Annotated in this window: 7 protein-coding genes; all 7 read left to right on the top strand. The window is 67.0% G+C overall.

Annotated elements, in window-relative coordinates:
* Nucleotides 1-97: 97 nt before the first annotated feature.
* The 7 genes from C2H86_RS07535 to C2H86_RS07565 all read left to right on the top strand — a co-directional run bounded on the left by C2H86_RS07535 (nt 98) and on the right by C2H86_RS07565 (nt 21,292).
* Nucleotides 98-14,176 (top strand): BapA/Bap/LapF family large adhesin, encoded by a 14,079-nt coding sequence (locus C2H86_RS07535; RefSeq protein WP_159412060.1) that lies wholly within the window; start codon nt 98-100, stop codon nt 14,174-14,176.
* A gap of 63 nt (nt 14,177-14,239) precedes the next feature.
* Entirely contained in the window at nt 14,240-15,673 is a 1,434-nt protein-coding gene (locus C2H86_RS07540) for a TolC family outer membrane protein (RefSeq protein ID WP_159412061.1), read from the top strand.
* A complete protein-coding gene (locus C2H86_RS07545; RefSeq protein WP_159412062.1) occupies nt 15,670-17,838 on the top strand; it encodes a type I secretion system permease/ATPase in 2,169 nt (722 codons plus the stop codon). The genes C2H86_RS07540 and C2H86_RS07545 overlap by 4 nt, the downstream gene beginning before the upstream one ends.
* The gene (locus C2H86_RS07550) at nt 17,835-19,019 is read left to right on the top strand and encodes an HlyD family type I secretion periplasmic adaptor subunit (protein ID WP_159412063.1); all 1,185 of its coding nucleotides are present in this window, start codon (nt 17,835-17,837) and stop codon (nt 19,017-19,019) included. The genes C2H86_RS07545 and C2H86_RS07550 overlap by 4 nt, the downstream gene beginning before the upstream one ends.
* A 232-nt stretch (nt 19,020-19,251) precedes the next feature.
* Complete coding sequence (locus C2H86_RS07555; protein ID WP_159412064.1) at nt 19,252-20,151, top strand: chemotaxis protein; 900 nt, start codon at nt 19,252-19,254, stop codon at nt 20,149-20,151.
* A 98-nt stretch (nt 20,152-20,249) separates the two neighbouring features.
* A complete protein-coding gene (locus C2H86_RS07560; protein WP_159412065.1) occupies nt 20,250-20,561 on the top strand; it encodes a hypothetical protein in 312 nt (103 codons plus the stop codon).
* Nucleotides 20,558-21,292, top strand: a complete 735-nt coding sequence (locus C2H86_RS07565) for a YkgJ family cysteine cluster protein (RefSeq protein WP_159412066.1) — start codon at nt 20,558-20,560, stop codon at nt 21,290-21,292. Before C2H86_RS07560 ends, C2H86_RS07565 begins: the two co-directional genes overlap by 4 nt.
* The last annotated feature ends 206 nt before the right edge of the window (nt 21,293-21,498 follow it).

The following is a 21,498-nucleotide window of genomic DNA, read 5'->3' on the forward strand; positions in this document are numbered from 1 at the left end:
GGCAATCTGCTGGACTGCTATATCTCCCTAATCTCCGGTTACACGGCCAAGGGTCGCGAAGGCGGCCCTGTGTACCGAAATCCAGCAGGGAGCACTCATGGACAACATCGTCGTCGCCGACAAGCAATCCGCCGTAGCCACCCAGAATGCCTGGGGCAATATCACCCTCAACAGCCCAGGCGTCGTGCAGATGCCGGTTGCTCCCGACCAGGTGGCCACCGTCACCCGGCGTGGCCAGGACCTCATCGTTACGCTCAAATCCGGAGAAAAGGTTACCGTCGGCAATTTCTTTGCCGTGGACCAGGCAGGTGTTGGCAGCGACATGGTGTTCGTTGGCGAAGACGGCACTTTGTGGCACGCCAACTATGATACGACGGCGTTCACCGGCTTCACCTTCGACGAAGTGGCCTCGCTTGACGAGCTGGTAGCCGGCATCGGTGTCGCTGGCGCCGGCACCTCGACCTTCGCCATCGCCGGCCTCAGCCTGCTCGGTGTCGGCGGCGCGGCCGCAGCGGCCAACAACAGCAGTGGCGGCGGAGGTGGCGGCAGCGCGCCCGGCGACACCACACCGCCCACCACGCCCATCGACCTGCTGGTTTCGCCCGACGGCCTGCGCCTGAGCGGGCGCGGTGAAGCGGGCGCGACGGTGAAGGTGTTCGACGCCGCAGGCAACCTGATCGGCAGCGGCACGGTGAATGCCGACGGCAGCTTCAATGTCGCCCTGAACACCCCTCAGGCCAACGGTGAGAACCTCGGCGTCACCCTGACCGATCCTGCGGGCAACGCATCGCAGCCTGGTGCGGTTACCGCACCGGACACCACCGCGCCAACAGCACCGACGGAGCTGGCAATCAACGCACAAGGCAACACCCTCACCGGCAGCGCCGAACCCGGCTCGACCGTGCAAGTAGTCGGTGCCAACGGCGCTGTTCTGGGGAGTGCGGTGGCCGGTGCCGACGGCCAGTTCAGCGTCACCTTGCAGCCACCACAGACTGATGGCCAACCCTTGCAAGTCACGGTCACCGACCCTGCCGGCAACGTCTCCAGCGCCACCACCATCAGCGCACCGGACGATGGCGTCGGCAATCCGCCCGATACAGCACCCCCGGGCTCCCCGACCGACCTGGTGATCGGCCAAGCCGGCCAGCAGCTCAGCGGCCGCGGTGAAGCAGGTGCCAGCGTTCAGGTGCGGGATGCCCAGGGCAACCTGATCGCCAGTGGCACCGTCGCCGGCGATGGCAACTTCCTGATTACTCTCGACCCGCCTGTGAACGATGGCAGCAGCGTGCAGGTGACCCTCACCGACGCAGCCGGCAACGTCTCGCAACCGGGCTCGGTCACCTCGCCCGACCTGCAACCCCCGGCACAGCCCACCGACCTGGCCCTGGTCGATGGCGTGACCTTCAGCGGTAAAGGTGAAGCCAACTGCATCGTGCAAGTACGCGATGGCGGCGGCAACCTGATCGGCACTGGCACGGTGGGTGCCGATGGCAACTTCAGCATCACCCTCTCCCCGGCCCAGGCCAATGGCGAAGCGCTGGACGTGCGCCTACTTGATGCCGCCGGCAATACCTCTGCGCCGCTGCAGTTCGACGCCCCTGACATCACCGCACCCAACCCGGTCAGCGGCATTGCCGTGGGCCCAGGTGGCCTGCAACTGGCAGGCAGCGGTGAAGCCGGTGCCACCGTCGCAGTTCGCGATGCCAGTGGCAACCTGATCGGCACCGCAACGGTCAGTGCCAATGGCACCTTCATCATCGACCTGGCCCCGGCTGCCCAGCCGGGTGAGCAGCTGAGCATCGTGCAGACCGATGCCGCCGGCAATGCTTCCACCGCCGTCGACTATGCAGTGCCCAGCACCACTGTACCGACCAGCCCGACCGACCTGACCGTGGCCGCCGACGGCAGCAGCCTCAGCGGCATCGCACCGGCCGGCACCCGGGTGGATGTGCGCGATGCCAACGGCACCGTGGTGGGTAGCGTGCTGGTCGGTGGCGACGGCACCTTCACCGTCGCCCTCTCCCCGGCACAGGCCAACGGCGAACTGCTGAACGTGACCGCCGTCGATGCCGACGGTACCTCATCGCTACCTGCGCAGGTCAGCGCCCCGGACATTACCGCCCCAAGCGCACCTGCCGACCTGGCCGTGAGCGCCGATGGCAGCACCATCACCGGCCGCGCCGAAGTCGGCAGCACCGTACGTGTGCTGGCTGCCGATGGCACCACCGTGCTCGGCACAGCCGTGGTCGATGCAACGGGGGTCTTCTCCATTACCCTCACGCCAGCACAGGTCGACGGTGAAGCGCTGCAAGTCACCGCCACCGACGCCGCCGGCAATACCTCCACCGCAGGCAACGTCACCGCCCCCGACATCGATGGCGGCGACACCACGCCACCCGATGCGCCCACCAACCTGGTGATCGGCCTGGCCGGCCAGCAACTCAGTGGTCGCGGCGAAGTCGGCGCCAGCGTGCAGGTGCGTGATGCCCAGGGCAACCTGATCGCCAGTGGCACCGTCGCCGGCGATGGCAACTTCCTGATTACCCTCAACCCGCCTGTGAACGATGGCAGCAGCGTGCAGGTGACCCTCACCGACGCAGCCGGCAACGTGTCGCAACCAGGCTCGGTAACCTCGCTCGATCTGCAACCACCGGCGCAACCCACCGACCTGGCCCTGGTCGATGGCGTGACGCTGAGCGGTAAAGGCGAACCCAACAGCATCGTGCAAGTGCACGATGGCAATGGCAACCTGATCGGCAGCGGTACGGTGGGTGCCGATGGCAACTTCAGCATCACCCTCTCCCCGGCCCAGGCCAATGGCGAAACCCTGGACGTGCGCCTGACCGATGCGGCGGGCAATACCTCCGCGCCACTCGATTACACGGCGCCGGATAACACCCCACCGGCCGAAGTCAGCAACATTGTGGTCGGCAGTGGTGGCCTGGCCCTGAGCGGGCGCGGTGAAGCCGGCGCCACCGTCGAGGTGCGCGATAGCAACAACACCCTGCTAGGTACCGGCACGGTCGCCGCCAACGGCAGTTTCCTGATCGACCTCGACCCCGCAGTTCAGCCTGGCGAACGCCTGAGCCTGGTGCAGACCGATGCTGCCGGGAATGCTTCCCCGGCGCTGCAGTACGACGTGCCGCTGGCTCAGGTACCGGACAGCCCGAACGCCCTGGTCATCGCCGCCGACGGCAGTAGCATCAGCGGCAACGCTCCGGCCGGCACCCGGGTGGATGTGCGCGATGCCAACGGCACCGTGGTGGGCAGCGTGGTGGTAGGCGCCGACGGCACCTTCACTGTCGTGCTCAACCCGGCACAGGCCAATGGCGAACTGCTGGATGTGACGGCCGTCGACACCGCCGGCACCACCTCCCTGCCCACTCAGGTCAGCGCTCCGGACATCACCGCCCCCACCGCACCCGGCAACCTCGCCGTCAGCGCCGATGGCAGCACGGTCACCGGCCGCGCGGAGCCCGGCAGCACCGTACGGGTATTGGCCGCCGATGGCACCACTGTTCTCGGCACCGCTGTGGCCGGCGCTTCAGGCGCTTTCAGCGTCACCGTCTCGCCCGCGCAAGTCGACGGCGAGCAATTGCAGGTCACTGCCACCGACGCTGCAGGCAACACCTCCACGGCAGGCAACGTCACCGCGCCGGATGTCGATGGCGGTGGTGACACCACTGCGCCGCAGCCCGCCACCGACCTGATCATCAGTGCCGATGGGCGCACGGTTTCTGGCCGTGGCGAAATCAATGCCACGGTCAATGTGCTGAATGACCAGGGCCAAGTAATCGGTACCGGTACCGTGCAAGCCGATGGCACCTTCACCTTGCAACTCACGGCACCGGTGGTCGATGGCTCGTCGCTGCAGGTCACCCTCACCGACGCGGCTGGCAACGTCTCGACACCCAGCCCGCTGACCTCGCCGGATCACCTGGCGCCTGCGCAACCGATCGGGCTCAGCCTGACCGATGGCATCACCCTGGCCGGTACCGCCGAGCCGGGTGCCCGAATCGATGTGCGTGATGCCGATGGCAACCTGATCGGCAGCGGCATCGTCGCTGGGGATGGCAGCTTCAGCCTGGTCCTCGCCCCTGCCCAGGCCAATGGCGAACAACTGTCCATCACCGCCACCGACGCGGCCGGCAACGCCTCTGCGCCGCTGAGCTACACCGCACCGGACACCACCCCGCCGGCAATCATCAGCGATGTGGTGGTCGGTGACGGCAGCCTGACGGTTTCCGGCCGCGGCGAGCCCGGCGCGACTGTAGAAATCCGCGATGGCAATGGCACCGTCCTCGGCACCGGTGTGGTCGCGGCCAATGGCACGTTCCTGGTCAACCTCGATAACCCGGTCACTGCGGGCGAGTCGCTGGTGCTGGTACAGACCGACGCAGCCGGTAACCCGTCGGTGGCCCTGACGGTCATCGTCCCGGCCACCGAGGTGCCGGAAAGCCCCAGCGGGCTGGTGGTCGCCGGCGATGGCACATCGATCAGCGGCAGTGCGCCGGCCGGCAGCCTGGTGGAGGTCCGTGATGCCAACGGCAGCGTGGTCGGCAGCGTGCAGGCCGGCAACGATGGCACCTTCACCATCAGCCTCAATCCGGCCCAGGCCAACGGTGAACTGCTCGACGTGGTTGCCATCGATGCCGACGGCAACAGCTCGTTGCCGACCCAGATCAGCGCACCGGACATCACCCCGCCCAACCAGGCCAGCGACCTGCTGGTAAGCGCCGACGGCGCCACCCTCACCGGCCGCGGCGAACCTGGCAGCACGGTCCAGGTGACCAATGCCCAGGGCACGCTGCTCGGTAGCGCGGTGGTGGGTGCCAACGGCCAGTTCAGCGTCACCCTGGCCCCCGCGCAAACCGATGGTCAGGCACTGGATGTAGTACTGCGCGACGCTGCTGGCAACAGTTCGACCGCCAACATAACCGCCCCGGATACAGATGGCCCGCTGCAGCCTTCCGGCCTGGCTGTCGACATCACCGGCCTGCACCTCACCGGCCTGGGTCAGGTCGGCTCGACGGTGACCGTGCGCGCGGCCAATGGCAGCGTACTGGGGACTGCGCTGGTCGGCGCCGACGGGCGCTTCGACGTCACCCTCACTGCGGCGCAGCGCAACGGTGAAAGCCTGACCGTGGAGGCCACCGACAGCCTCGGCAACAGTGCCGGGCCAGTGACCTTCTCCGCACCCGACCACACCCCGCCGCAGGTGGTCGGCAACCCGACCATCGACGGTACGGGCACGACGGTCAGCGGTACCGGTGAACCCGGCGCCACGGTCACGGTACGCGGGCCGGACGGCAGCGTGCTGGGCAGCGTGCTGGTGGCAGGAGATGGCAGCTTCGCGGTCACCCTGGTTCCGCCACAGACCAACGGCCAGGCATTGACCGTCGAACAGACCGACCTTGCCGGTAACGTTTCGGCCGCCGTCGGTTTACCGGCCCCGGATACCCAGGCGCCGAATGCGCCGATTGGCCTGCTGCTGTCGGCCGACGGCGCCATGGTCACCGGTAGCGGCGAGCCTGGCGCGCAAGTGAAAGTGACCGGCGTCGGTGGCGTGGTACTGGGCACCGCAGTGGTTCAGGCCGATGGCAGTTTCAGCGTGTCCCTCATCCCTGCGCAGCTCAACGGCCAGACCTTGTCCGTCACCCAGACCGATGGCGGCGGCAACGCCTCTGGCGCTGGTACCGTGGTCGCCAGTGACCTGCAGGCACCCAGCCCGGCAGTGGTCCTGGGGTTGGTCAGTGGCGGCACCGTGCTCAACGGTGTGGGCGAAATCGGCACGACCGTGGAAGTGCGTAACAGCGCCGGGCAATTGCTCGGCGACGGCATTGTCGGTGCCGACGGTAGCTTCAGCATTACCCTCAGCGCCCCACAGACCAATGGCCAGGTCCTGTCGGTGGTATTGATCGACGGTGCCGGGAACAACTCGCCATCGACCTCGTTCACCGCACCGGACACCACCGGCCCGGCCACGCCGGCTGGTCTGCAGGTCAGCGCCGACGGCAGCAGCGTGCATGGCACCGGCGAAGTCGGCGCGACGGTCGAAGTGCGCAACGCCGCAGGCGACCTGCTCGGCAGCGTGGTAGTACCCGTCGGTGGCAGCTTCAGTGTGGCGCTGACCCCGGCGCAGCTCGATGGCCAGACGCTGCAGGTAACATTGCTCGACCCAGCAGGCAACGCGTCCACCAGCGCACCGGTCAACGCGCCGGACATCACCCCGCCGGAGCTGCCCGTCGGACTGTTGGTCAGCCCGGACGGCAGCACCGTCACCGGCAGTGCGCCAGGTGCCAGTTCGGTGACCGTGACCGACCCGAACGGCAACGTGGTCACTGTCGCGGTCAACGGCGATGGCAGCTTCAGCGTGCCACTGGATACGCCGCTCACCAACGGTGAGACCCTGAGCGTGGTGGTCAGCGATGCAGCCGGCAACGCAACCGCGCCATCCACCGTCACTGCGCCCGATACCACCCCGCCCGCCCCGGCCGCCGACGTCACGGTCAGCCCCGACGGCGGCACCATCAGCGGCAGCGCCGAGCCTGGCACAACGGTCATCGTGCGCGATGGCAACACCGTGCTGGGCACCGGCACCGCCGGCCCGGATGGCACGTTCGTGATACCGGTCAACCCACACCTGGTCACCGGCGACACGGTGCAAGTGGTGGTGCGCGATGGCGGTAACAACGAAACATCGATCAACGTGAGCGGCCCTGACGGAACCGAAGCGGCCACGCCATCCGCCTTGTCGCTGAGCGCCGACGGTTTCCTGCTGACCGGCGAAGGCACGGTCGGCTCACTGATCACCGTTACCTCTGGCGGCACCACCCTGGGCACTGGCACGGTCGGCACCGATGGCGTCTTCCATATCTTCTTCGCCAATGCCCTGCTCAATGCCCAGACCCTGCAGGTCAGCGCCCGCCTGTCGGTCGGTGGCAAACCGTCGGTGCCGGCGATCATTGTCGCCGCCGACACCATTGCGCCGGATGCGCCGAACCTGCTGGCCCTCGACCGCACCGGCAGCACCCTGACCGGCCACGGTGAAGTGGGCGCCACGGTACGCGTGGTCGATGCCCAAGGCACCGTGCTGGGCACGGCGACCGTCGCCAGCAACGGGTTGTTCAGCGTCACCCTGGTGCCGCCCCAGGCCAATGGCCAGAACCTCACCATCACCCAGGCCGACGCCGCCGGCAACACTTCATTGGCGGTCACGCTGCAAGCGGCCGACCTGCAGGCGCCGAACGCCGCCACTGGCCTGAGCCTGAACAGCGCCGCCACCGTAGTCAGCGGCCAGGGCGAAGCCGGTGCGACCGTGACAGTGCGTGACGCCAGCGGGGCCATTCTGGCCACCGGCACGGTAAACCTGAGCGGGCAGTTCCAGATCACCCTGCCCAGCGCGCAGACCACCGGCAGCCCGCTGCAGGTGACCCTGACCGATGCCGCGGGCAACGTGTCCGGACCCGCCAGCCTGGCGACGCCAGACCGCACGCCACCCGCCGCAGTTGCCAACCCGGTACTCAGTGCCGATGGCAAGCAGTTGTCCGGCAGCGGCGAAGTGGGTGCCACCGTGCAGGTGCGCAATGCCGCCGGCACCGTGCTGGGGAGTGCCATCGTAGGCACCGACGGGCGCTTCACGGTGACATTCGACACGCCGCAGATCAGCGGCCAGGCGATTGGCGTGAGCCAGGTGGACGCTGCGGGCAACGTGTCGCCCGCCATCAGCCTGGTGACTCCAGACCTGACCGCGCCAACCGCGTTGACCAACGTGGTGCTCAACAACAACGGGCTCACCCTCACAGGCCTCGGCGAAGCCGGTGCCAGCGTGACCGTGCGCGGCGCGGATGGCACCATCATCGGCACCGGCCTGGTAGCGGCCAATGGCAGCTTCACCCTCACCCTCACCAGTGCCCAGCTCAATGCCCAGCACTTGAGCGTGACCCAGACCGACGCCAGCAACAACACCTCCACCGCCGTCAGCGTCATCGCCCCTGACCACACGCCACCCGCGGCACCGAGCGCCCTGGCCCTGTCCAGTGGCGGCCTGCAGCTGAGCGGTAACGCCGAAGCGGGCAGCACCGTGACCGTGCGCGATGCTGCGGGCAATGTGCTGGGCACCGCCGTGGCCACCAGCAATGGCACCTTCCAGCTCACCTTGAACAGCGCGCAGAACAACGGCCAGATCCTGCAGGTGAGCGCCACCGATGCTGCGGGCAATGTCTCGACTGCCGCGTCCTACACGGCCGCCGACACGACGCCCCCTGCCGCAGTCGCCAGCCTCGCCGTCGCTGCCAATGGTGCGACGCTGGCGGGCACCGGCGAGGTCGGCGCCACGGTGACCGTGCGTGCACCGGACGGCACGATCCTGGGCACCGCGGTCGTCGGTGCCGATGGCCACTTCAGCGTGACCTTGATCCCTGCCGCCAGCACCGGCGAAATCCTCAGCGTGACCCAGGCTGATGCCGCACTTAACACTTCCCCGGCATTGACGGTCACCGCACCCGGGATCACCGCGCCGGACATCCCCGGCAACCTGGTGTTGTCGGCCAATGGCCTGGCCATCACCGGTACGGCCACGCCGGGTACCACGGTCAACGTCTACGGCCCCTCAGGCGCGTTGCTCGGCAGCGCACCGGTGGGCAACGATGGCACCTTCACCGTCGCCCTCGGCAGTGCCCAGGCCAATGGCGAAGTGCTGCATGTGAGTGCAGTGGGCACCGACGGTGGCGTATCGCTGCCGGCCACCCTGCAGGCGCCGGACACCACCGCGCCGCAACCGCTGAGCAGCCTGGTGCTGTCAGCCGATGGCCTGATACTGACCGGCCACGGGGAAGCCGGGGCCACCGTTACGGTCACCGGCCTCGGCGGGCTGGCGCTGGGCACCGCAGTGGTCGATGCCAACGGCAACTTCACCCTCAACCTCAGTGCCGCACAGATCAACGGGCAGCTGCTCAGCGCCGCGCAAACCGACGCCGCCGGCAACGAGTCCAACAGCATCAGCCTCACCGCGCCAGACCGGGTAGCGCCGGATGCAGCGGCCAACCTGGCATTCGCCGGGGGCGGCACACTGCTCAACGGTACTGGCGAAGCCAATGCCCAGGTCAAGGTCGTCGCGCTCGATGGCAGCGTGCTGGGCACTGGCGTGGTCCTGGCCAACGGCACCTTCCAGGTCGCCCTGCTCACACCGCAGGCCAACGGCCAGCAAGTGCAGGTGGTGCTGACCGATGCCGCCGGCAACCAGTCCACCGCCGCCGCCATCACGGCGCCGGATACGACACCACCGAATGCGCCCAGCGAACTGGCCATTTCCAGTGATGGAGTGACCATCACCGGCCGGGGCGAAGCGGGAGCTTCGGTCACGGTCCTCAACCCGCTCGGCCAAACGATCGGCACGGCGCTGGTCGACGCCAGCGGCCACTTCACCATTACCCTCAACCCGGCATTGGGCAATGCCGAACTGCTCAGCTTTACCCAGACCGATGGCGCCGGCAACGTGTCGGCCGTCGCGACCCTGCTGACACCGGACTTCACCCCACCAGACCTGCTCACCAACGTCGTCATCAACGCCGACGGAAGCGTGGTCAGCGGCTCGGGTGAACCGGGTGCGACCGTCACAGTGACCAACGCCGCGGGCGTACTGCTGGGCACCACCCTGGTACTCGCCGACGGCAGTTTCCGCGTCACGCTGACCCCCGCGCAGATCAACCAGCAGGTGCTTTCGGTACAACAGGCCGACCCACCCGGCAACATCAGCGAACCGGTCTCGGTCAACGCACCGGACCTGACTCCGCCGGCTGCCGCCACCGCGCTGCACCTCAATGCTGCTGGCGACCAGCTCAGTGGCACCGGCGAAGCCGGCACCACGGTGCGGGTCTACGTCGGCACCGTGGAGATCGGCACCGCCACGGTGGCCGCCAACGGCACCTTCGTGGTCAACCTGAGCGGGGCTCAACTCAACGGCCAGGTGCTGCAGGTCACCCTGCAGGATGCCAGCAACAACATCTCGCCGATCACCACCCTCACCGCCGCCGACATAACCCCGCCGGCCACGGTGGTCGCCACCCTCAACGCCAGTGGCACGCAGATCAGCGGTATCCCACTTAGCGCCGAGGCTGGCGCGCACATCACGGTGATGAACAACCTGGGTAATCTTATCGGCCAAGGCACCGTTGCTGCCGATGGCAGCTTCGTGATCACCCTCACCACTGCGCAAATCAATGGCCAAGTGCTGACCATTATCGCCCAGGACGCCACCGGCAACCCGTCCGCACCGTTGTTGCTGACCGCACCGGACCTGACCCCACCCGTGCAGCCCGGCAACCTGGTCCTCACCGGCGGCACATTGCTCACCGGCACGGGCGAGGTGGGCAGCACCATCACCGTGCGCGCCCCGGACAACACCGTGCTGGGCACTGTCACGGTGCCGGCTGGCGGCGTCTTCTCCGTCACCTTCGCAAGTTCGCAGAGCACTGGCCAGGTGCTGACCGTGGTGTCGACCGATGCCGCTGGCAATGCCTCGCTGCCGGCCACCTATCAGACCATCGACAGCGTGCCACCCGCGGCGGTCACCAACCTCGCCATCAGCAACACCTACGACATCCTCACCGGGCGTGGCGAAGCCGGTGCGACCGTGACGGTCAGCTTCGGTGGCGTAGTCATCGGCACTGGCGTGGTCGGCAGTGGCGGCACCTTCTCGATCAATCTGTCGCCAACACCCGGTTCAGCAGCCTCCCTGGCTGTTACCCAAACCGATGCCGCCAGCAATACCTCGGCGGTGGCAACCTATCTCACGCCGCTCATTCCGCCTCCCGAGCCACCGGTCAACGTGGCGCTGGCCGCCAACGGCCTGACCCTGACCGGCACCGCCGCCACCGGCACGTCGATTCGCGTCTACGACGCCGCCGGCAACCTGATCGGCAGCGGCTCGGCCAACATTGGCAATGGTGGCTTCAGCATCACCTTGAGCGCCGCCCAACTCAACGGCCAACACTTGTCCGTGACCTCGGTGTCGCTGTTGGGCGGCGAGTCGCAACCGGTGTTCCTGACAGCAGCCGACATCACCCCACCGGCCAACCCGGTGGTCACCGCGCTGTCGGTCAACGGCCTGGTGCTCGCCGGTACCGGTGAAGCCGGCGCCACAGTGACCGTGCGCGATGCCAGCGGCAACCTGCTCGGCACCGGCCTGGTCAATGGTGGTGGGGTATTCAGCATCAACCTGGCCAGCGCCCAGCTCAACGGCCAAGTGCTGAGCCTGACCCAGGCCGACGCCGCGCTGAACGTTTCCGGCATCACCAGCTACACCGTGCCGGACACCCAGGCGCCGCTGGCACCGACCAACCTGGCGATCAATGGCACCGGGACCGTGCTCACTGGCGTCGGCGAAGCGGGCGCCACCGTTACAGTGACAGGCCCGGGAGGAACAGCACTTGGCACAGCCGTGGTGCAGGCCAACGGCACCTTCAGCGTCACCCTGACCACCGCACAGAACGACGGCCAGGCACTGGTGGTGCGCCAGGCCGATGCCGCCGGCAACCTGTCCGGCAGCACCGGCATCACCGCGCCAGATACCACTCCGCCAGCCGCGCCGGTGGCCAGCATCAACGCCAACGGCAACTCGGTCAGCGGCTCCGGCGAGATCGGCAGCACGGTGACCGTGCGCAACAGTGCCGGGACTGTGCTCGGCACCGCCACAGTAGGCAGCAATGGCCAGTACGTGGTCAGCTTGAGCACGGCGCAGATCAACTTCCAGGCATTGCGCGTCACCCTCACCGATGCCGCCGGCAACACCTCCACCGCCACTACGCTGAACGCGCCGGACCTCACTCCTCCGGCCAATGCCGCCAACCTGGTGATCAGCGCCGACGGCACCACCCTCACCGGCACCGGCGAGGTCGGCGCCACCGTCACCGTGCGCAGCGCCAGCGGCACCGTGCTGCAGACTGCGACCGTGCAACCCAACGGTACCTTCACCGTGACCCTCAGCCCGGCCCAGGACAACGGCCAGGTGCTGTCGGTGACGCTGACCGACCCACGCAGCAATGTGTCGGGCAACGTCAATATCACCGCACCGGACGTCGACGCCAACGCCCCGGTCATCGCCAGCAACAACCTGGCCACCGCCACCGTCAACCTGGCGCCGGTCACCGCCACTACCACCTACACCGACAGCTTCACCACCCTGTTGTCGGGCTTCAGCAAGACCTACACCTGGACGGTGGCACCTGGCACCACGGTCGACCCGACCCTGACGCTGACCACCAACAGCGTGCTGGCACTGCTCAACAACTCCACCTTCACCCTGCAGGTGAAAGATGCCAGTGGTGCCTGGGTGACCATCGCCACCGGCAACACTCAGGGGCTGCTGGACCTGATCGTGCTGCCGCTGGGGCTGCAGGTCGACATCGGCAAGCTGCAGGCCGGCGATTACCGCCTGACCGTGGCCAGCGGAGGTATCGGCCTGATAACCCAGGTCACCACCAGCCTGGACATCGAAGCCACCAGCCTGACCCAGTTCACCGGTACCGGCACTGCCACCTCGGGCAACGTCATCACCGACCCGGGCACCAATGGTGCGGTCGACTCCCTCGGCCCGGACAGCGGCGCCGTGCTGAAGATACTGGTCAACGGCACCTACGTAACCGCCGCCAGTGGCGCGGGTACCACGGTGCAGGGCCAGTACGGCACCCTGTTGATCCATGCCGACGGCAGCTACACCTACACCCCGAGCGGCAGCCCGTCGAGTGTCGGCAAGGTGGATGTGTTCAGCTATGAGCTGGTGCACCCGAACGGCCTGACCGCCACGGCCAACCTCTACGTGCGCATCGACAGCCCACAGGCCACGGAGATCTGGAACGACAGCAATCTCAGCGCGCCGGCCACGGTGGTGAATGCCGTCAACGACATCGACAGCAGCCACATCACCCTGGCCAACCGGGTCGACAGCAGCAGCGCCACCCTGGGCTCGCTGACCCTGCCACTGATCGGCTCGCGCTCGGCCACCTACACCACCACGGTCGCCACCGACACTACGGCCAACCTGCAAGTGGTGGTCAATTCGGCCAACCTGCTGAGCCTGCTCAATGGCACCACCATCCAGCTGCTCAAGCTCAACACCAGCACCGGCCAGTACGTGGTGGTGCAGACGGTCACGGGCAGCTCGCTGGTCAGCCTGCTCGGTGGCGGCTCCGGCTACACCTTCCAGAACCAGGGCGCGGGCACCTACCACATCGTGGTCAGCGCCGGCGGCATCGGCCTGGCAAGTTCCATCACCACCAGCCTCAACACCACCACCACACACCTCACCGAGTACGTGGTCAGCAGCGCCACGGTGGCCAGCGGCAACCTGATCACCGACCCGTCGGGTACCGACACCTTGGGTTCGGCATTGACGGTGCTGAGCGTGCTGACGGCCGCGGGCACCTACACCATCCCCGGCCACAACGGGGTCAGCGTGGCCGGCACCTACGGCACGCTGCTGGTGCAAGCGGACGGCAGCTACACCTACACCCTCAACAGCGGGCTGACCTCGGCGGTGATCGGCCAGCACGACACCTTCACCTATGAGCTGACCCACCCTAACGGCACCACCGACACCGCCACGCTCACCGTCAACCTGGACAACGCCGCCGGCCTCACCACCTTCTCCGCGCTGGTGGCCGACACCAGCGACGATAGCGTGGCCGTGGCCAGCGTCGCAGCCTCAGCCTCCAGCGAGGTGATCGCCGGCACCGACGGCAACGACCACCTGGTCGGCAGCCAGGGCGGGCACATCACCCTGGAGGGCGGCGCTGGCAACGACACCCTCGAGTTGGTCGACCAGAACTTCGCCAGCGTCGATGGCGGCACCGGCACCGACACCCTGCTGTGGGGTGGCGGCGATGCCAGCATCGACTTGGGCACCTTGGCCGACCGTATCCACAACATCGAGGTGATCGACCTCAACGACACCAGCGCCGTAGCGCTGACGCTCAACCTGGCGGACGTGGTGAAAATCACCGAAACCGGCAACGACACACTGATCATCAAGGGGGATGACAAAGACTCGGTGCACATGACGGACAACTGGGCCCTGGTCAGTAACCAGACTGTCGATGGCATCGACTATAACCAATACACGGCCCAGGAAGATCCGAGCCATCACCTCTGGGTGCAGAACAGCATCCATGTTGTCTGAGGCCGCTGTAACCCGCCGGGCACGCTGCCCGGCGGCAAGGACGAACAGCAGTAAGGGAATTTCGTGAAGCGAAGCAGTACGCTGTCACCGCTGTGGCTGGGAGCCTTCGGGCTCCTGGTGTTGAACCTGAACCCGGTCGCCCAGGCAGCCGATGACATAGACCCCAGACTGCGCACCATCGGGCCCTCATTGATGCGCGACGCGCCCGACGCCATCCCCGCTCGCCCGCCTTCAGGGCAGTCCAACAACAATGGCGACCGCCTGGGGCTGGCCGAGGCGGTGCTGACCGCCGCGCAGTGGCACCCGAGCATCGCCGAGGCGGTCGGCAACCTGTACAAGCAGGGCGAAGGCATCAACGTCGCCCGTGCCGGTTACTACCCACAGATTTCCGGCGGTCTGCGCACCGGTTATGACACCGGCTACGGCGGCGACCGCAACAGCCAGGCGCTGAACCTGTCGTTGAAGCAGATGCTCTACGACTTCGGCAAGGTCGACAATGCCGTCAGTGCCGCCCAGGCCGCCGCTACCCGGGCCCAGGCCAATATCCTGCTGGTGGTCGACGACCTCGCCCGCGACACCGCCTACGCCTGGATCGAAACCCGCCGTTACGAACAATTGATGGTCATCGCCCGCGACCAGATCCGTGGCGTCGGCGACATCGCCGGCATGGCCCGCCAGCGCAGCGACATGGGCGCCAGCACCCGCTCCGATGTGGTCCAGGCCGAGTCGCGGGTGGAAGGCGCCCGCGCCACCCTCGAGGAATACCAGTCGCAGTACGAACGCTGGCGTTCGACCCTGGCCGAACTGCTTGGCCGGGTAGCACCGCCGGCCCTGGCCGAGGAGTCGCCACCAGAGCTGAACCATGCGTGCAAGCGCGCTTCAGGCGGCAGCGACCGGTTGCCGGCCGTGCTGATGGCCCTGGCCTTGCGCGCCCAGTCCCAGGCCGAACTGGCCCAGGCCAAGGCCGAAGCCTACCCCACGCTGTCGCTGCAACCGCAGGTCAACCACTACCTGGACAACGACTACAACCGCGACAACCGAAGCCTGGACCGCACCCAGGCGGGCATCTACCTGAACGTCGAGGTGCCCATCTACCAGGGTGGTGCCATCAGCGCCCGCAGCCGCGCCGCCGGCCATGCCCTGAGCGCCGCCGATTCCGCCGAAGACGCCGCACGCCTGCAGGCCCGCCGCGGCCTGGCCGAAGCCATGGCGCAGACGTCCGGGCTGGGCCGTCGCCTGAATTCGCTTGAAGCGCGCCAGGCCAGCATCCAGGAAGCCCGCGCACTGTATGGCAGGCAATACCTGGACCTGGGCACCCGGCCCTTGCTCGACCTGCTCAACGCCGAGCAGGAGATCTACCAGTCACGCTTCGAACTCGCCGGCACCCGCTCCGACCTGCTGCGCCTGGATGTCGACTGCCTGTACAACTCCGGCGCCCTGCGTACCGCCTTCGGGCTGGAAGGGCGCAACCTGCAAGGGGTGGAAATCGAGCCATGAACGATACCGTCAAGCTGACCCAGGCCGGTCAGGCGCAGAATCCGGAGCAGCCGGTGGTGCACCGGCCCGATCTGGGCCCGTGGCTGGAAGTGATGCTGCAGGTCGCCCACCACTATCGCCTGGATGTCTCGCCCCAGCGCATTCGCCTGGCGGCGGTCGAAGATGCGCGCCCGCTGGATGAGATCCTCCGGCACATGGCCCGCCAGGCCGGGCTGACCTTGCGCTTCGTGCGCTACGACGCCAAGGGCCTGCGCCAGTGGCGCACGCCGCTGGTGCTGGAACTGGACGATGGCCAGTTGGCCACGGTCGAGGCGGTGACCGAGGAAAACGAGCTGGCCGTGGTGTTCGCCGGCGACCAGCGCCTGACCTCGCGCCTGCCCCGTGATGCGCTCGAAGGGCGCATCAACCGCGTGGCATTGATGCGCCCGGCACGGCCGCTGCGGGATGTGCGCACCGACGACTATACCGCGCCCTATGACCGCCACTGGTTCACCCGTATCGTGCTGCGCGACCTGCGCCCGTACGGCCAGGTGATGGTCGCCTCCTTGGTGGCCAACGTGCTGGCCCTGGCCGGGGTGCTGTTTTCGATGCAGGTGTATGACCGGGTGATCCCCGCCGAGTCACTGCCAACCTTGTACGTGCTGTTCGGTGGCGTGGTACTGGCGCTGGTGTTCGACTTCAGCATGCGCCTGCTGCGGCTGAAGGTTACCGACCTGCTGGGCAAGCGTGCCGACCTGCGGGTGTCCGACCTGGTCTACGGCCATGCGCTGCGCCTGCGCAATTCGGCACGGCCGAAATCCACCGGCTCGTTCATCTCGCAGTTGCGCGAGCTGGAGTCGATCCGCGACCTGATCACTTCGAGCACCGCCACGGCCTTGGCCGACCTGCCGTTCTTCCTGCTGTTCCTGCTGGTGTTCTGGCTGATCGGCGGGGTGCTGGTGTTCATCCCGCTGGTGGCGCTGCTGGCCATGGTCATCCCGGGGCTGCTGGCGCAGCGGCGCCTGGCGGCACTGGCCAATGCCTCGATGCGCGAGTCGTCGCTGCGCAACGCCATGCTGGTGGAGAGCATCCAGGGCCTGGACGAGATCAAGGCGCTGCAGGCCGAGGCGCGCTTCGAGCGCCAGTGGAACCAGTACAACGCCGCCTGCGCGCACACCAGCCTGCGCCTGCGCACCCTGACCAACGGCCTGGTGACCTGGACCCAGAACGTGCAAGGCGCGGTGTTCGCCGTGGTCATCGTGATCGGCGCGCCGATGGTGATTGCCGGCGACCTCACCACCGGTAGCCTGGTGGCTGCCTCGATGCTGTCGTCACGGATGATGGCGCCACTGGCGCAGCTGACCCACGTACTGACCCGCTGGCAGCAGGCCAAGGTGGCCCTGCAAGGCCTGGACAAACTGATGCAGGCGCCGGTCGACCACCCCGAAGGCGAGGCCCGCGTGCACCTGCCGGCGATCCGTGGCGAATATGCGCTGCGCCAGGCCCACTTCCGCTACAGCCCGGAAGCGCCACCGGTGCTGAGCATCGGCCAGCTCGACATCCAGCCCGGCGAGCGCATCGCCGTGCTCGGGCGCAACGGCGCCGGCAAATCGACCCTGCTGCAGGCGTTGGGCGGTGCCATGGACCTGAGCCAGGGCGAAGTGAGCCTCGACGGCATCGCCATGGCCCACCTCGACCCGGCCGACCTGCGTCGTGACGTCGGCCTGCTGGCCCAGTACGCCCGGCTGTTCCACGGCACCCTGCGGGAAAACCTCACCCTCGGCGCCGGCCAGGCCAGCGACCAGGAACTGGTAGCCGCGCTGGCCGCCACCGGGGCGCTGGAGTTCGTCCGCCACCTGCCCAAGGGCCTCGACCACCTGATTCTCGAAGGCGGCGTGGGCCTGTCCGGCGGGCAGCGTCAGGCCCTGGTGCTGGCGCGTTTGCTGGTTCGCCAACCGCAGGTGCTGCTGCTCGACGAGCCCACCGCTTCGCTCGACGACGTCACCGAACGCAAGCTGCTGGATAACCTCGATCGCTTCTGCCAGGGCCGCACGTTGGTGATCGCCACCCACCGCCTCAGCGTACTGCAGCGCGTGGAGCGCATCATCGTGCTGGACGGCGGGCGCATCGTCATCGACGACAAACGCGACGCCGCCCTGGCCAAGCTGCAAGGAGCGCAGGCATGAGCAACCACGAACTCCCCGCCTCCTACCTGGATGGCCAGGACGACCAGGCCGTGCTGCGCGCCGGCCGCATCATCACCATCTGCGCAATCATGCTCGCCGCGTTCCTGGCCTGGGCCGCCTGGTTCGAGGTGACCGAGGTGTCCACCGGCACGGGCAAGGTGATCCCCAGTTCACGCGAGCAGGTGATCCAGTCGTTCGAAGGCGGCATCGTCGCCGAGATGAACGTGGCCGAAGGCGACCTGGTCGAACGCGGTCAGGTCCTCACCCAGCTCGACCCGACCAAGACCGCCTCCAGCGTTGGCGAGAGCGAAGCCAAGTACCGTGCGGCCAAGGCCAGCGTGGCGCGCCTGCGTGCCGAGGTTACCGGCAAGCCGCTGAGTTTCCCTGAAAGCCTGCGCGATTCGCCCGACCTGATCGACGCCGAGACGGCGCTGTACGAAACCCGCCGCCGTGGCCTGGAACAGACCCTGGCCGGCATCGAGGATTCGCTGCGGCTGGTGCGTGCAGAGCTGAAGATCACCGAAAACCTGGCCAAGATGGGCGCCTCCAGCCGGGTCGAAGTGATCCGCCTGAACCGCCAGCGCTCGGAGCTGGAGCTCAAGGCCAATGAAGCCCGCTCCGAATACCTGGTGCGCGCCCGCGAAGAGCTGGCCAAGGCCAGTGCCGAGGCCGACAGCCTGTCGGAGGTGATTCGCGGGCGCAGCGATTCGCTCACCCGCCTGACCCTGCGCTCGCCGGTGCGCGGCATCGTCAAGGATATCGAAGTGAATACCTTGGGTGGCGTGGTGCAGCCTGGCGGGCAGGTGATGAAGATCGTACCGATGGACGAACGGCTGCTGATCGAAACGCGCATCGCCCCACGGGACATCGCCTTCATCCACCCAGACCAGGCGGCCAAGGTTAAGATCAGCGCCTATGACTACTCGGTGTATGGCGGGCTGGAAGGCAAAGTGGTGGGGATCTCGCCGGATACCCTGCAGGATGAGGTGAAACCGGAGATCTACTACTACCGGGTGTTCATCCGCACCGAGCAGGACAGCCTGACCAACAAAGCCGGCAAGCACTTCGCGATCGTGCCAGGGATGATTGCCACGGTGGATATCCGTACGGGCGAGAAGACCATCCTCGATTATCTGATCAAACCGCTGAACCGCGCCCGCGAGGCCCTGCGTGAACGCTGATCTCAGGCGCGACACAGATACCTGTGGGAGCCGCGCTTGCCGGCGATGGGCCGCGAAGCGGCCCCGGCAATTTATGCAACAACCTTGAAATCGTGGGGCCGCTTCGCGGCCCATCGCCGGCAAGCGCGGCTCCCACAGGATCCTGCACTCCTTGGCAATCTGTGCATGGACGCTAAAGCGCCGCGAAATCAGGCCGATAACCCGTCATCCCCTGTCTCCCACGAAGGTCACCATGGCCACGCAAAATGCCCGCGCGGACTCGCTGTCGCTGCTGCTATTCACCCTGCGCAGCGGCAAGCTGATGGCAATCAACCTGCTCAAGGTCAGCGAGATCATCCCCTGCCCGCCCCTGACCAAGCTGCCCGAGTCGCACCCGCACGTTAAAGGCGTGGCCATCCTGCGCGGCAACTCGCTGTCGGTGATCGACCTGTCCCGCGCCATCGGCGAACGCCCACTTGAAGACCCACAGGGCGGCTGCCTGATCGTCACCGAGATCAGCCGCTCGCGCCAAGGCCTGCACGTGCAGGCCGTGAGCCGCATCGTCCATTGCCTGAGCACCGACATCAAGCCGCCGCCGTTCGGCTCGGGCAACCGTTCGTTCATCACCGGCGTGACCCGGGTCGACAACACCCTGGTGCAGGTGCTGGACATCGAAAAGGTCATCCACGGCATCGCCCCACCGGAGCCTGAGCCACAGCCGGGCGAGCTGAGCGAGGAAGACGCCAGCCTGCTGGCCGCCGCCAACATCCTGGTGGTCGACGACAGCCAGGTGGCGCTGCAGCAGTCGGTGCACACCCTGCGAAATCTCGGTATCGACTGCCACACGGCACGCAGTGCCAAGGATGCGATGAACGTGCTGCTGGAGCTGCAGGGCACCGCCCAGGAGATCAACATCATCGTCTCGGACATCGAAATGTCCGAGATGGACGGCTATGCGTTTACCCGCACTTTGCGCGAGACGCCGGACTTCCAGCACCTCTATGTGCTACTGCACACCTCGCTGGACAGCGCCATGAGCAGCGAGAAAGCCAAGGTGGCCGGGGCCAATGCCATCCTCACCAAGTTCTCCTCGCCCGACCTGACCGACTGCCTGGTGACGGCGGCGCGGACCGTGGTGTTTGCCGAGCGCTGAAGCACGTGTTGTTATATTCAGCGACAAACTCCCTGGCTTGCCGCCAGGGATGACTCGGGCATAATTCGCGCCCCTCGGAACAATTCCCGGAACCGCGTATGAAGTTTTTCTGCTCTCTCCTGATCGCCTGCGCCCTGTTCAGCGGTGTTGCCCAGGCCTCCAGCACCCAGGCGTGGAACGAGCAGCGCCAGCAGATGCTCAAGGCCTGCCTGAAGGCCAGCCAGTTCAAGGATGCCCACGCCCGTGGCAAACCGGCGGAGTTCGATGACCAGGTCGGTTTCAGCGCCTTGCTGATCGAAGGGGTTTATCCACAGAAGCACATGCAGCAACGCACCGGCACCGAGCTGTGCCTGTACGACCGCAAGCAGCAGCATGCCTACGTCAGCGAATGGAACCCGGACGCCAAGTGAACGACGGCCTGCGTTTTGCCTGTACTGGCTGTGGCAAATGCTGTACTGGCCACCATGTGCCATTGACCTTGGACGAGGCGCGCCAATGGGCAACAGGCGGTGGTCAGGTGGTGGTCTTGATCGAAGGCTTCGTGACCGATGGCCCAGGGATGCCGGTGGACCAGCGCGAGCATGTGTTGCGTCGCTCGTATCCGGTGCCTTGCGGCGGCAGCGAAGTGCGCGTTTCGGTGACCTTTGCCGCGTTCAACCCGGGGCGCTGTCGCAACCTCGACGACAACGACCTGTGCACCATTTATGAAAACCGACCACTGGTCTGTCGCATCTACCCGGTGGAAATCAACCCGCATATTCCGCTGCGGCCGGAGAACAAGGACTGCCCACCGGAGGCTTGGGAGCAAGGGCCTGAACTGATCCATGGTTCGCTGCCGGTGGACCCGGCGCTGCTGGCGCTGGTGCAGGCTTCGCGGCAGGCGGATCGTGATGATATTGCGGCCAAGGTGGCCATCTGCGAGGCACTGGGGATGACCACCAGCGCGCTCAAGGGCAATGGGTTTACCGCTTGGCTGCCGGACATGACGGCCTTTGCCGCTGCTCTGGCGCAGGCGTCATCAGGGAACGGGGCTGAGTGGATGCTGCATGTGGAGCAGCCTGAACTGGTGAGTGATTTGCAGGCTCGGGGATTGCGGACCACTGCTGAGGCGCCGGTCTACTATGCCTTCATTGGGTTTTAGGTGAGCAGGCCGTGGCAGGTTCGCGTTAGGGCCACAAGGTGCTTGCCACGACATCTTCAGCGCCTATGAGATCGAGCGCCGCCCGCGCGGCGCATCGCGAGCTGGCGCTCGCTCCTACGTTTATTTCGGGCCAGTTATTCCTGTGGGATTTGCGCGCGGGCGCCTTGGCGCATGTCGTGATATCGCGTCGTACCACCAAGGCGGTC

This window comes from Pseudomonas putida (genome assembly GCF_009883635.2).
Lineage (GTDB): Bacteria > Pseudomonadota > Gammaproteobacteria > Pseudomonadales > Pseudomonadaceae > Aquipseudomonas > Aquipseudomonas putida_W.